This is a genomic window from Daejeonella sp. H1SJ63, from assembly GCF_029360775.1.
GTDB lineage: Bacteria > Bacteroidota > Bacteroidia > Sphingobacteriales > Sphingobacteriaceae > Daejeonella.
The window spans coordinates 1-12978 of record NZ_JARKMZ010000041.1; the positions used below are offsets into that span (position 1 = coordinate 1).

Genomic DNA, 12978 nt, shown 5'->3' on the forward strand with positions numbered 1-12978 from the left:
TAGAAAGTTACCAACTCTTATTTACATGCCCCTGTGTGTGCTAAAATCTCATGTTCGCTTCATCTGTTTATTTTTTCTTTTTTAAAGAGGTGATGAACCTGCCTGCGGTAGGCAGGGAGATCATGATTTAATAATTATCCCCTGCGGGTTTTGGCAAAATCATGATGGTTTCATATTATAATTGATTTCTCAGAAACGTATCGAGTAAAAAGAAAATGGCGAATACCACCGAAGCTATTCCATTGGTAGTAAAAAAGGCTCTGTCAACCTTTGAAAGATCATCAGGCTTCACTAACTGGTGCTGATAGATCAGCAGGAGAATAAAGAATAGAACTCCGGCCAGGTAGAACCACGAGAGGTCAGAATAAAAATAAGGCAGACTTACAAAGACAACCGACAATGCATGTAATACCGAGGATACATTCAGCGCTTTTTGCTTTCCAAGCCATGCCGGAATTGAATTTAATTTGTTTTCTCTGTCAAATTCCTCATCCTGAAGGGCATAAATAATATCGAAGCCACTAACCCAGAACAAAACTGCGAGTGAAAAGTATATGGGAAGTATGGCAAATTGTCCTGCCACCACAAGGTATGCTCCGATTGGGGCCAATGCAAGACCTAATCCCAGTATCAAATGGCATAATGGAGTAAATCTCTTGGTATAGCTGTATCCTAAAACTACTGCCAGAGCCACAGGTGAAAGATAAAAACAGAGTTTATTGATTAGCAGTGTTGTAAAAATAAACAGGAGACTATTGATGATCGTGAATAAAAGAGCCTCTTTCGAACTTATTCTTCCTGAAGGAATGTCTCTGATTACGGTTCTTGGATTCTGGGCATCAATATCCCGGTCGAGGTAGCGGTTGAATGCCATAGCAGAATTTCTTGCAAACACCATGCAAAGCAGCATCAGGAATAGCTTCAGCCAGTTGAACTCCTGCTCAGTTGTTGAAAGGGCAAGAAAAAATCCAATAATTGCAAATGGCATTGCAAAGATGGTATGGGCAAATAATACAAGTGAAAAATATTTTTTCATAGACACTGTCTGTACTAAAGCTGATGGCGATTTATCTGAAACACCTCTTGTTAATTTTGTTAACGGGCAAAGGATTTATTCAGCTCATCAATAAAATTCAGGATTTCATCACGTCCCTGCTGTGTTTCAGCGGAAGTAATATAATGTGCCGGTACCTCTTCAAAAATTGTAAGAAGCATTTTACGAAATTTGGCAATATTCTGATCTGTTTTTACGGCCGATTGCTTGTCGGCCTTTGTGAATATCAGCTGGAAAGGCAGTCCGTTTTCTCCAAGCCACGAGCAGAATTCAATATCAATTTTCTGAGGTTCAAGACGGCTGTCGATCAAAACGAAAACGCATTGCAGGTTTTCCCTGTTTCTTAAATAAAAACTGATGAATTTCTGCCATTCTCCTCTGTTACTTTTTGAAGTCCTGGCATAACCGTATCCTGGAAGATCCACCAGTTGCCAGTTCTCATTAATAAGAAAATGATTGATCAGCTGGGTTTTACCGGGTGTTTGAGATGTTTTTGCGAGTCCCTTTTTTTGAACCAGCATGTTTATCAGGGAGGATTTTCCCACATTTGAACGGCCAATAAAGGCGTATTCAGGCAATACCGGAGCCGGTAATTTATCAGTTCTTGTATTACTGCATTGAAATTCTGCGCTTTTAATGATCATTTGACAAAGGTAGAATATTGCCATTAATGTTTAAGGATATGCAGCCTTAATTCGATCGTCTGCAGGTCATTTTTATCTGAATGCAGTTTAAAAGGAGCAGCAGAGACTTAATCACATCATTGAATCCATTATCTTTGTGCATGTCGAAAACAGTAAGACCATATCAGGATTCAAACGCAACCAAAAAAGAACAGGTTGCAAGTATGTTCAATAATATTTCAGGAACTTATGATTTTCTGAACCATTTTTTGTCTTTGGGTATTGATATGATCTGGAGAAAAATGGCCATTAAAGAACTACTTGCTGATAAACCTGCACATATTCTGGATGTTGCAACCGGAACAGGTGATTTTGCGTTTGAAGCAATTCAGATCCTTAAGCCTGCTAAAATCATAGGTGTGGATATATCTGAAGGGATGTTGGGTATTGCCGATGAAAAAATCCGTAAAAGAAAAATGCAGGATGTTTTTGAAGTACGTTTAGGTGATTCTGAAAAGCTGTTATTTGATCAGGATACATTTGATGCCGTAACTGTGGCGTTCGGTGTTCGCAACTTCGAAGATCTTGAAAAGGGGCTAAGCGATATGTTAAGGGTCTTAAAGCCTGGAGGTAAGGCTGTAATTCTTGAATTTTCAAAACCTAAAGTGTTCCCGATTAAACAGGCGTATAATTTTTATTTTAAATACATTACTCCAACCATCGGGAAGCTTTTTTCTAAAGACAGCAGTGCATATACCTATCTGCCTGAATCTGTGGCCGCTTTTCCTGATGGGAAAAACTTTGTTGCATTAATGGAAAAAGTTGGGTTTAAAAATACCAAATACCGTCCGCTGACGTTTGGGATTTGTTCTATTTATACCGGCATCAAATGAAAGGATTTTTTCTGAGTGGTATTTTATGCGTTTTACTTACGGCTCAGAATTCCTTCGGACAGGAAAATTGGGGTGGCGGTGTTGACGGAGAACAACTTCATTTTGGATTTACCTTTCAGTATGTTGCATCTGAATTTAAAATATTAAAAACGAGTAAGTGGAAGGGGACTTTTATTGATCCTTTCAACGGACTTCCAATGATTGATAGTGAGATGAAGAGTCTAAGTTCTCCGGTTACTCCGGGTTTTGGACTGGGTTTTGTTTCTGATCTGAGACTTGGAGATAATGCCAATCTGCGTTTCACTCCGGGTATGGTATTTGCCGACAGGATTGTAAACTATGAGTACGAGAATGCTATTTTTAATACTCAAAAGAGGGTTCAGGCAACCCTGGTTGATCTTCCTCTGGGGATAAAACTGAAATCTGACCGCCAGAAAAATTTTCGTGCTTATGTGATTGCAGGTGCAAAATACTCGGTTGATATCGTTTCAAAAAAGAAAACTGATGATCTTGCATTAAGTCCGGAAGCCAAGTACCTTAAAAATAATAAGAATACGATATGGTATGAAGCGGGTTTTGGATTAGATATCTATTTTGAGTTTTTTAAAATGTCGCCAGAGATCAAATTTGCCCAGTCGGCAAAAAGTGTACTCCGCGATTTTGATCGTCCGGAGAATCCATATACCGCACCGATTGATAAACTTTTTATTCGCAACCTTCAGTTCAGTTTGTACTTTGAATAAGATTTAGCCCTGAATTCTGATAAGCTTTTTAGGGATTTTTGCATATTGGAAATAAATTACACGCTGAATGAAGTATTTCTCCATCACCGTATTCTGTATTCACTAGTGCACGGTTAAATTTAGAACGAATAAAAAAATTTTGTTTTGGCCTTTAAAACATGGATATTATTTTAGGATTTCAATGTAAGCCCTCCTATTTAACCTTTCCTCCCTCTATCGCCGGGAGGGCTCGGTACTTTTGAAGGCCAAAAGTACCCAAAAGCCTCTTTCAATCCCTAGGTGCCTTTGGTCACAAACCAACCGCACATCAAAAAAACAGCGATCGCTGTCTTTGGGGGATATTGCCTCATGAAAGCATACCGCATATGATCCCAAAGCCTAATGCTCGGTTTTGCTTTTTGATTGAATCTGCCTCTGTTTTTTGATTTTGCTGGCACTGGGGATTGAAACGTCCTTCGGTAGCGCCTGTATAATATGATCGTTTGTTGGAATCGTGCTTCGGGTGACAGTCATTCATCTACTACAGGTATTGAGTCTTGCAGGGATCGGCCTTCCGGGATTTGGCAGTAAAGGCGCGTTTTATCCTTTCTTCTAACGATCATAAATCACAGGCATCAAGCAATCCGGAGAAGTGTTGCAGAAACATTCATAACCCAGCTACATTCAAACGGCTTGGATTGCACAATAAGGATAAAATGTGGATTTACAACAAATACCGGGCAGCCGCGGCTTTTTGATTCTTTTCAGCTGCAGGAAAAGAATTAGGCCCAGTGGCATGAGCGAAAGATTTTCACTGTGAGCAAATCATTTTAACCGGACAACAATGATTCTGTATTTTATTTGTAAATTCTTTGCAGGCTCAGGATTATGAATCAGATCTTTCAATTCGTATCCATTCTTTTGGCCATGGGAAGGAGTTTATAACTGAAGTATTCAGGAAGGCTAAACGTGTAAAAATAATTTTCGCCAAAAAAGATAGTGTTGGGAAAGCCCTCGGTAAAGATGAACGATTTCTGAAGTTGCTCAGTACTCTGAACTCTAAAGATTCTTCTGTTATAGCAGAACGTAAAGGTATTGACTTTAAGACTCTCGCTAAAATAGTGCAGGAATACACCTATTACAGCAAAGACAGTGTTTGGGTTAATTTACGGAAGCACAGGGCATTTGACGAATTATTATCAAAAGTTGCTGATCCGGCAGATGATATGCCTGAAAAGGAATTGGAACTTGCGAAAAACAGGCATATACTAGATGGTACCGGTTATTCAGTCCATATCAGGACAGTCAATAAGGAGCGAACTTATCAACTGAGTTCACCCACACCGGTTAGTCATCCTTTTATTTATCAGATCATTCATGAACCCCTGAAATTTAAGAAGTTCTGAAGAATAATATTTACGATCGCCTTTTGCCTGAAAATCCTTAATTTCGGGTTTTTAAAATCATTATGTCTAAAATAGCGTTAATTACCGGTGCAACAGCCGGAATAGGAGAGGCATGTGCACGACTTCTTGCAGCCCAAAAATATGATCTGATACTTGCAGCCCGCCGGGCTGAGCGTTTGGATGCTCTTTCAAAACAATTGATTGATGAATTCGGTATCCGGGTAATTACTCTGGTGATGGATGTCAGGAAAAAGGAAGAGGTTCAAAAGCTTGAAACTCTGAGTGAAGACTGGAAGCAAGTTGATGTTCTGATTAATAATGCAGGTTTATCGCAGGGGCTTGATCCGATTAATTCGGGAAATACGGATGATTGGGACGTGATGATTGATACCAATGTTAAAGGATTACTGTATGTGACAAAGATCGTATCAACCTGGATGGTTAATAATGCTAAAGGAGGTCATATTATTAACATTGGATCTATCGCTGGTAAGGAAACCTATCAGAATGGTAATGTATACTGTGCAACAAAACATGCCGTTGATTCATTGAACAAGGCCATGAGAATTGATCTTTTACCACACAAGATCAAAGTAACCGGAATTCACCCCGGAGCAGTAGAAACTGAGTTTTCTGAAGTGCGTTTTAAAGGAGATAAAGAAAGAGCAAAAAAAGTATATGAAGGTTATGAACCGCTTCATGCTCAGGATATTGCAGAGACTATTTGGTTTGCAATCAGTCGCCCGGCACACGTAAATATCAATGATATGCTTGTTATGCCTACTGCGCAGGCAAGTACCTCACATTTGCTCAGAGAGTAGTATAATCAGGAGCTACATAGGACCTGTGTTGGTGAAATTTTAAAAAAATGGCATCTGCTAATCAGGATTGTGTAGTTTTGCGAAGGAAAATCAATTATATTAATAGAATCAGGCATGTCTCTTCAACAAAATATTGATCAGGATATCAAATCAGCTATGCTGAATAAGGATAGTTCACGCCTGCGTGGTCTCAGAGCCATAAAAGCAGCCTTACTTGTCGCTAAAACAGAAAAAGGTGCTGAAACGGTGACAGAAGATACTGAGATTAAAGTGCTCCAGAGGCTGGTTAAGCAAAGAAAAGAGTCGGCAGAGATCTATCAGGCGCAGAACCGTCAGGACCTTTACCAGATTGAACTTGAGGAATTGCAGGTAATTGAAGCCTATCTTCCAAAGCAAATGGACAGATCTGAAATCAGTGCCCATATTACTGAGGTGATTGCCCGAACCGGGGCTGCAGGTATGAAAGATATGGGTAAAGTAATGGGGATTGTAAATAAGAATCTTGCCGGAAAAGCAGACGGTAAAACTATCTCTGAACTGGTTAAGGAGCTTCTTGCCTGATTTCCTGAAAACACATTTGCCAATTATAATATTGAATGCTTATTTTCATTAAGAAATAAGTTTTTATATTGATTAAACATTCAGACTTATATCTTAGCGCAAGCACGGTATATGTACTTTACAATTCTATGGAGTTCGAGATAAAAGAAGAAAAAGGTTTTAAATACATTGAAGAGGGTGAAGGCGAGGTGCTTTTATTGCTTCATGGTTTGATGGGAGCACTCAGTAACTGGACCGATGTTGTCGTAGAATTTAAGAAAAATTACAGGGTAATTATTCCCCTGTTACCATTGTATGATCTTCCCTTGCTGAATACCGGGGTTAAATCACTGGCAAAGTTTGTACATAAATTTGTAAAACATAAACAGCTTGAGAATATTACTGTACTTGGAAACTCCTTAGGCGGTCATGTTGGATTAATTTATACACTCAGTCATCCGGAGGAAGTAAAGTCACTTGTTCTTACAGGGAGCTCAGGTTTATATGAAAATGCATTTGGGGGCTCATTTCCGCGAAGGGAAAGCTATGATTTCATTAAGGAAAAAGTGGAATTTACCTTTTATGATCCTGCAACTGCAACCAAAGAACTGGTAGATGAAGTATATCAGATGGTTAATGACCGGATTAAGGTGATTAAAATTCTGGCTATGGCAAAATCTGCTATCAGGCATAATATGGCAAAAGATATACATATGATCAAGGTTCCGGTATGTCTGATCTGGGGAAGGGATGATAAAATTACTCCACCGGAAGTTGCTGTAGAATTTAATCAGCTGCTGCCTGATTCTGAATTAAACTGGATTGACAAATGCGGACATGCACCAATGATGGAACGACCCGCTGAATTCAACGTATATTTAAAGAAGTTTTTAGACCGCATTTATTAGACAAGGATCTTATGTTTGCACACGAACTTATATCCGATGCCATTCCTCCTGTGAGAACTTCTGATACGGTTCAAAAGGTAATGGACAGGATGACTGAGTTTCGTGTCAATCATCTACCCATAGTAAAAGATCAGCAATTTTTGGGGCTTATATCTGATTCTGATATTGCAGATATTGTTGATCATTCAATCCTGGTCGGGGGCTTGAGCTTATCGCTTTATAATCCTTTTGTGTTTGAAGGGCAGCATATTTATGATGTATTTTTGCTTTTTTATGAGCAAAAACTTAGTGTAGTTCCTGTTCTTGATGTTAACAAAAATTATAAGGGTCTGATCTCAATTAATTCAGTGATGAAGTTTTGGGCTACATTGTCTGCAGTTAAAGATCCCGGAGGGATTATCGTACTGGAGGTAGATAACCGGAATAATTCTCTGGCCCATATAGCACAGATTGTTGAATCAGATAATGCTCAGATATTAAGTTCCTATGTACAGTCGTTTCCGGATTCTACCCGGCTTGAAATTACGATCAAACTTAACCGAACCGATATTTCTTCAATTATAGCTTCATTTTTAAGATATGATTATCATGTGAAAGCTACTTTCAATGATTCTAAATCAGACGACGGTACTGCAGACAGATATAATCAACTGATGAATTATCTTGATATCTAAATAATAAATATGAAGATTGCAATTTACGGCAGACAATTCAATAATTCTGTATTACCACATGTACAGCAGGTTTTTGACAGTCTTGCCGGATATGATATAGAAGCCTTTGTTTATGATAAATACAATCATTTTATCTCTGGCAAAATATTCTTTCCAAAGAAGTTTCAGATATTCAGAAATTATCAGGATCTGATCTCTGCCAAAGTTGATGTAATGATTAGTCTGGGTGGTGATGGTACACTTCTTGACACCGTTACACTTATCCGTGATTCAAATATTCCGGTTATTGGTATCAATTTCGGCAGACTGGGATTTCTGGCAAGTATCAATAAAAATGATATTGAATCTGCGATAAATAGTCTGGTAAACAGGGATTTTACATTGGATAAGCGTGTTCAGTTATGTATTGAGTCAGATCTTAAGCTTTTTGGAAATGAAAACTTTGCATTGAATGATGTAACCATACATAAGCGTGATACTTCTGCAATGATGATTGTCCATGCCTATCTGAACGGAGAGTTTCTGAATTCATACTGGGCCGATGGAATAATTATCGCAACTCCAACCGGTTCTACAGCCTATTCATTAAGCTGTGGAGGCCCGATTATATTTCCGGGTTCAGGAAATATGGTTGTAACCCCTATTTCTCCGCATAATCTCAATGTAAGGCCGATTGTGATTTCGGATACCAATATTCTCTCTTTCGAAATTGAAGGCAGGAGTTCAAAATATTTACTTACCTGCGATGCCAGAACAGAGGTAATTGATACCTCGATAAAAGTGAGTGTAAAAAAAGCAGGATTTGGAATTAATCTGATCCGCTTGAGTAATGAAAACTATTTGTCTACGTTAAGGAATAAGTTGCTTTGGGGGATTGATACCAGAAATTATTAAGAACAGGCTTTTATTGCATGCGTAATATACTGCTGATCATTATTTTATTGTTTGTAAGTAATCTGGTTTCAGCACAGACATGGGAAGCAGGCGGCTTTATCGGCAGTTCAGGCTATATGGGGGATATTAATCCGGTTAGGCCCGATAAATTCACTGATCCTGCCTTTGGTGCTCTGGTTAAAAGAAATTTTAACGCTTACTGGTCGGCAAAGCTTAACTTCATGCAAGGTAAAGTGCGGGCTGATGATGCAAAATCTTCTAATCCATATCAGATAGAAAGAAATCTTAATTTTTACTCGTCGGTTTCTGAGTTATCACTCCAGGTAGAGTTCAATTTGTTCAAATATATGCCCGGCGAAATTATGGGTTATGGAGGCAGAAGGCTTAGTCCTTATATTTTTACCGGCTTCGCTTCCTTCTCTTTTAATCCTAAAACAAATTATAATGGTTCTGAAGTTGAGCTGATACCTGTGCAGACTGAGGCTGTTCTATACAAGGGAAATGCATTTAGTATACCCTATGGGGCAGGTATCAAGTATAATGTAAAAGGGAATTTGAGTCTTATTGCTGAGATTGGATACAGAACCGCATTTACCGATTATCTTGATGATATCAGCGGGAGATACCCTGATTTTAGTGCGATTGCTCCTGCAAGTACTTATACGGTGCAATTGTCTGATCGTTCTATTGCACCTAAAATAGGTGCTCCCGATACTCAGCGTGGAGACTTTCGTCCCAGAGATACTTATATGTTCACGGGTATAAGCCTTACGTATACCTTTGTTCCAATTAAGTGCCCTACGTTTTAAGTATTTGAACCGGGATAAATTAACACATTTCTATTGAGCCCTGAATAATACATAACCAATACTCATAACAAGTATAAATAATTAATTAATAGATATTTTCCGTTTTTGAAGGGTCAAATCTGTTTCAATTCTTGTAGTAGAATAATGCAATTAAGTCATAACTTTGCATCGCAAAATTTTAGAACAATTTTTGAGTGCATGTTTCATGAAAATTGAATGAGTGTGCTGAGATTAATCATTATTCTGGTTCTGATTTTTTAATTAATAATCAATGAGTTTACTTGAACAGATAGATAAAGATAGGTTGCCTCTGCACGTGGCTGTTATTATGGACGGTAATGGACGCTGGGCGAAAGAAAAAGGTAAACTGCGGGTTTTTGGTCATCAGAACGGCGTTGTGGCAGTAAGAGATACTGTTGAAGGTGCTGTTGAACTGGGTATTAAATATCTGACACTTTATGCGTTTTCAACTGAAAACTGGAATCGCCCTAAACTGGAAGTGATGGCCCTGATGGAATTGCTTGTTTCTACGATCAGTAAAGAAACTAAGACCCTGATGGATAACGGGGTTAAACTTAATGCAATCGGGAATTTAAACTCCCTGCCTGAAAAGTGTCACAAGCAGTTGAAGGAGGCTATGGAGAAAACGTCAGCGAACACCAATTGTACACTTACTCTGGCTTTGAGTTACAGCTCCCGATGGGAGATAACCGAGGCAAGCAGAAAAATAGCTGAGAAAGTAAGGGATGGAGAGTTGAGATCCGAAGATATAACTGAGGAAGTTGTTAGTGCCCACCTTAGTACTGCCGGTATGCCTGATCCTGAACTGATGATACGCACCAGCGGAGAACATCGGATCAGCAATTATCTCTTATGGCAAATCGCATACGCTGAACTCTATTTCACACCCAAATTATGGCCGGATTTCAGAAGACAGGATCTTTTTGAAGCCGTCATTGATTATCAGAAACGTGAGAGACGTTTCGGAATGACCAGTGAACAGCTGAACTAATTTTTCAATTTAACACTTTTTAACAAGCGATTAGCTTATTTTAGCATCGATAAATACATCAAATGAACCGCATTTTCGTCTTATTGTTATTGCTCATATCCGGCACTTCAGCTATGGCCCAGTTTGGAAGAACAGGTGCTCCCACACCTGCCAGAACTACATCGAATGAAGAGCTTAGTTATCTGAATCCCAAAGAGTTTGTGATAGGAGGTACTACCGTAAGCGGTACTGAATTTCTGGATAAAGATGTATTGATAACCATCTCTAAACTGACTAAGGGAGACAGGATTACCGTGCCGGGAGATGCTACATCCAATGCGGTAAAAAATCTGTGGACTCAGGGCCTTTTTGATGATGTTAAGCTGAATATCTCAGAGATCAGATCGGATTCAATCTTTTTTGAGATCGTTGTTGTAGAGCGTCCGCGTTTAACCAGTATTGAGCTGATCGGACTAAAAAAAGGTGAGACAAATGATGTTCGTGAAAAGTTGAATGACAAGACCGGTAAAGTGGTGAATGAGAATTTGCTAAAGACCACTACCGATATCATCAAAAAGCATTTTAATGAAAAGGGTTTCTTGTTTACAGATGTAAGCATTACTCAAAGGAAGGATACGGCAGCTGCAAATAACCAGATTCTTGATATTAAAGTGGATAAAAATGATCGGGTGAAGATTAGTGAGATCGTATTTACCGGAAATAAAGATTTTAAGAAAAAACATCTTAAGAAATACCTTAAGAAAACCAAGAGTAAAGCAATTTATAAAGTATTTGGATCCGGTAAGTTTCTTCAGAATAAGTACGATGAAGATAAATTAACCCTCGTTTCAAAAATGCATGAAAAAGGTTACCGCGATGCTGAAATATTGAAGGATACTACCTACCGAACAGGAAAGAGCACTATTGGAATTAAGATAGATCTGTATGAAGGACCAAAATATTATTTTGGAAATGTTACCTGGGCAGGGAATGCTAAATATTCAACAGAAATTCTGAAATCTATTCTTTCAATTAATAAGGGTGAAGTTTTTAGTGAGAAAAAGCTTGATAGAAAGCTTAGCAGCAGCCCCGGAGGTGATGACGTTTCTTCACTTTATATGAACGACGGATATCTGACTTTTAGTGTCGATCCGGTTCAGACTAAAGTGTACGGTGATACAATTGATCTGGAGATCAGACTTTATGAAGGTCCTCAGTATACCATTAACAAGATCATGGTTAAGGGGAATGAGCTTACTAATGATAAAGTAATTTTGAGAGAGATCCGTACCAAACCCGGACAGAAATTCTCAAAAGAACTTATTGTAAGATCTACAAGAGAGATTGCTCAGCTTGGAAATTTTGATGATACCAAGACGGATCCTAAGCCTATTAACATTAATCCGAACGAGGGAACAGTAGATATTGAGTATAATGTGGTTGAAAAGCCATCAGATCAGATTGAATTGTCGGGTGGTTTTGGCGGTGGACGTGTTGTTGGAACACTCGGGCTTACTTTCAATAACTTTTCTGCCAGAAATATATTTAACAAGAGTGCATGGAAGCCATTACCTAAAGGAGATGGTCAGAAGTTGAGTATCAGAGGTCAGACCAACGGTAAATATTACCAATCGTATAGTTTTTCATTTTCTGAGCCATGGTTAGGGGGTAAAAAGCCTATTTATTTTGGTATAAGTGCCTTTACTTCTTTGCAGTCAAACGGATTGAAAAATAACGATATTAATCAGCAGAAGATCCGTCTGAATGGTTTAACATTCTCACGCGGGCAGCGTTTAAAATGGCCTGATGATTATTTTCAGGCTAATACCTCAATTAACCTTCAGCAGTATATATTGAACAATTATAATATGTTCATATTCTCTTCAGGTAATTCGTATAACTTCAACCTTACCCAGGAGTTTAGCCGTAATTCTGTTGACGCACCAATCTTTCCGACATCTGGTTCAAATATTAAGTTGACTATCCAGGCTACTCCACCTTATTCTTTACTGAATAATAAGAATTATGCAGTAGCTACGGATAAGGAAAAGTACCGTTTTACTGAATATCATAAGTGGAAGTTTGAATCGCAGTGGTTTCAGCGAATTTATGGTAAACTGATTCTGAAAGCTCAGGCACAGTTTGGTTTCCTTGGAATCTATAATCAGGCAATTGGTCAGTCGGCATTTGAGCGTTTCAAGCTTGGTGGCGATGGTATGCAGGGATTTGATTATTTACAGGGATCAGAGATCATTGCTATGCGTGGTTATGCAAATAATGCGGTTATTCCGGCCGGAGCTAATCCAACTATTGCCCAAGGTTCAGGAAGTCCGTTATTCAATAAGTATGTTCTTGAATTAAGACATCCGATAACTGCAAGTCAGACTGCAACAATTTTTGTTCTGGCTTTTGCTGAGGGGGGTAATACATGGAATACTTTCCGCGACTTTGCGCCGTTTAATATCAGACGTACTGCAGGTGTTGGAGCAAGAGTATTTTTACCGATTTTTGGTTTGCTGGGTATAGATTACGGATTTGCGTTTGATAAGATTCCGGGATTACCTGAAAATGGAAGAAATCCGTTTACCTTCAGTATTTCTCAGGCAATGAACGGAGGATTTAAATAATCGGGATTTTAGTCGG

Annotated in this window: 13 protein-coding genes; 11 read left to right on the plus strand and 2 right to left on the minus strand. The window is 38.7% G+C overall.

Annotation, left to right across the window (positions count from 1 at the left end; genetic code table 11):
- Window positions 1-175 precede the first annotated feature (175 nt).
- On the minus strand, window positions 176-1036 hold the full coding sequence (locus tag P2W72_RS14330; RefSeq protein ID WP_276363903.1) for a UbiA-like polyprenyltransferase: 861 nt from the start codon (window positions 1034-1036) through the stop codon (window positions 176-178).
- Between the two features lie 59 nt (window positions 1037-1095).
- Window positions 1096-1698 (minus strand): ribosome biogenesis GTP-binding protein YihA/YsxC, encoded by a 603-nt coding sequence (gene yihA / locus P2W72_RS14335; protein ID WP_276363905.1) that lies wholly within the window; start codon window positions 1696-1698, stop codon window positions 1096-1098.
- A 140-nt stretch (window positions 1699-1838) separates the two neighbouring features.
- On the opposite strand from yihA, the gene ubiE reads away from it, so the two are divergent.
- The 11 genes from ubiE (at window position 1839) to P2W72_RS14390 (ending at window position 12962) form a co-directional block, all read left to right on the plus strand.
- Window positions 1839-2570, plus strand: coding sequence for a bifunctional demethylmenaquinone methyltransferase/2-methoxy-6-polyprenyl-1,4-benzoquinol methylase UbiE (gene ubiE, locus P2W72_RS14340; RefSeq protein ID WP_276363907.1), 732 nt, complete (start codon window positions 1839-1841; stop codon window positions 2568-2570).
- Window positions 2567-3313: an outer membrane beta-barrel protein gene (locus tag P2W72_RS14345; protein ID WP_276363909.1), complete on the plus strand. Its 747-nt coding sequence runs from the start codon at window positions 2567-2569 to the stop codon at window positions 3311-3313. The genes ubiE and P2W72_RS14345 overlap by 4 nt, the downstream gene beginning before the upstream one ends.
- A gap of 851 nt (window positions 3314-4164) precedes the next feature.
- Window positions 4165-4698 (plus strand): hypothetical protein, encoded by a 534-nt coding sequence (locus P2W72_RS14350; protein ID WP_276363912.1) that lies wholly within the window; start codon window positions 4165-4167, stop codon window positions 4696-4698.
- Between the two features lie 62 nt (window positions 4699-4760).
- Window positions 4761-5519: an SDR family NAD(P)-dependent oxidoreductase gene (locus tag P2W72_RS14355; protein WP_276363914.1), complete on the plus strand. Its 759-nt coding sequence runs from the start codon at window positions 4761-4763 to the stop codon at window positions 5517-5519.
- A 114-nt stretch (window positions 5520-5633) separates the two neighbouring features.
- The gene (locus tag P2W72_RS14360; protein ID WP_276363917.1) at window positions 5634-6080 is read left to right on the plus strand and encodes a GatB/YqeY domain-containing protein; all 447 of its coding nucleotides are present in this window, start codon (window positions 5634-5636) and stop codon (window positions 6078-6080) included.
- A 128-nt stretch (window positions 6081-6208) separates the two neighbouring features.
- Window positions 6209-6967: an alpha/beta hydrolase gene (locus P2W72_RS14365; protein ID WP_276364146.1), complete on the plus strand. Its 759-nt coding sequence runs from the start codon at window positions 6209-6211 to the stop codon at window positions 6965-6967.
- Window positions 6968-6978: 11 nt separating this feature from the next.
- Window positions 6979-7641 (plus strand): CBS domain-containing protein, encoded by a 663-nt coding sequence (locus P2W72_RS14370; protein WP_276363919.1) that lies wholly within the window; start codon window positions 6979-6981, stop codon window positions 7639-7641.
- Window positions 7642-7650: 9 nt separating this feature from the next.
- A complete protein-coding gene (locus tag P2W72_RS14375) occupies window positions 7651-8535 on the plus strand; it encodes an NAD kinase (protein WP_276363921.1) in 885 nt (294 codons plus the stop codon).
- A 17-nt stretch (window positions 8536-8552) separates the two neighbouring features.
- Window positions 8553-9344 (plus strand): DUF6089 family protein, encoded by a 792-nt coding sequence (locus P2W72_RS14380; protein ID WP_276363923.1) that lies wholly within the window; start codon window positions 8553-8555, stop codon window positions 9342-9344.
- A 271-nt stretch (window positions 9345-9615) separates the two neighbouring features.
- Window positions 9616-10356, plus strand: a complete 741-nt coding sequence (locus tag P2W72_RS14385) for an isoprenyl transferase (RefSeq protein ID WP_276363925.1) — start codon at window positions 9616-9618, stop codon at window positions 10354-10356.
- A 62-nt stretch (window positions 10357-10418) separates the two neighbouring features.
- Window positions 10419-12962, plus strand: coding sequence for a POTRA domain-containing protein (locus P2W72_RS14390; RefSeq protein WP_276363928.1), 2544 nt, complete (start codon window positions 10419-10421; stop codon window positions 12960-12962).
- Window positions 12963-12978: the final 16 nt, after the last annotated feature.

Excerpts from the sequence above, each read along its gene's own strand:
- P2W72_RS14330 (WP_276363903.1), bottom strand. The coding sequence starts at position 1,036 with ATGAAAAAATATTTTTCACTTGTATTATTTGCCCATACCATCTTTGCA.
- yihA (WP_276363905.1), bottom strand. The coding sequence starts at position 1,698 with ATGATCATTAAAAGCGCAGAATTTCAATGCAGTAATACAAGAACTGAT.
- ubiE (WP_276363907.1), top strand. The coding sequence starts at position 1,839 with ATGTCGAAAACAGTAAGACCATATCAGGATTCAAACGCAACCAAAAAA.
- P2W72_RS14345 (WP_276363909.1), top strand. The coding sequence starts at position 2,567 with ATGAAAGGATTTTTTCTGAGTGGTATTTTATGCGTTTTACTTACGGCT.
- P2W72_RS14355 (WP_276363914.1), top strand. The coding sequence starts at position 4,761 with ATGTCTAAAATAGCGTTAATTACCGGTGCAACAGCCGGAATAGGAGAG.
- P2W72_RS14360 (WP_276363917.1), top strand. The coding sequence starts at position 5,634 with ATGTCTCTTCAACAAAATATTGATCAGGATATCAAATCAGCTATGCTG.
- P2W72_RS14365 (WP_276364146.1), top strand. The coding sequence starts at position 6,209 with ATGGAGTTCGAGATAAAAGAAGAAAAAGGTTTTAAATACATTGAAGAG.
- P2W72_RS14370 (WP_276363919.1), top strand. The coding sequence starts at position 6,979 with ATGTTTGCACACGAACTTATATCCGATGCCATTCCTCCTGTGAGAACT.
- P2W72_RS14375 (WP_276363921.1), top strand. The coding sequence starts at position 7,651 with ATGAAGATTGCAATTTACGGCAGACAATTCAATAATTCTGTATTACCA.
- P2W72_RS14380 (WP_276363923.1), top strand. The coding sequence starts at position 8,553 with ATGCGTAATATACTGCTGATCATTATTTTATTGTTTGTAAGTAATCTG.
- P2W72_RS14385 (WP_276363925.1), top strand. The coding sequence starts at position 9,616 with ATGAGTTTACTTGAACAGATAGATAAAGATAGGTTGCCTCTGCACGTG.
- P2W72_RS14390 (WP_276363928.1), top strand. The coding sequence starts at position 10,419 with ATGAACCGCATTTTCGTCTTATTGTTATTGCTCATATCCGGCACTTCA.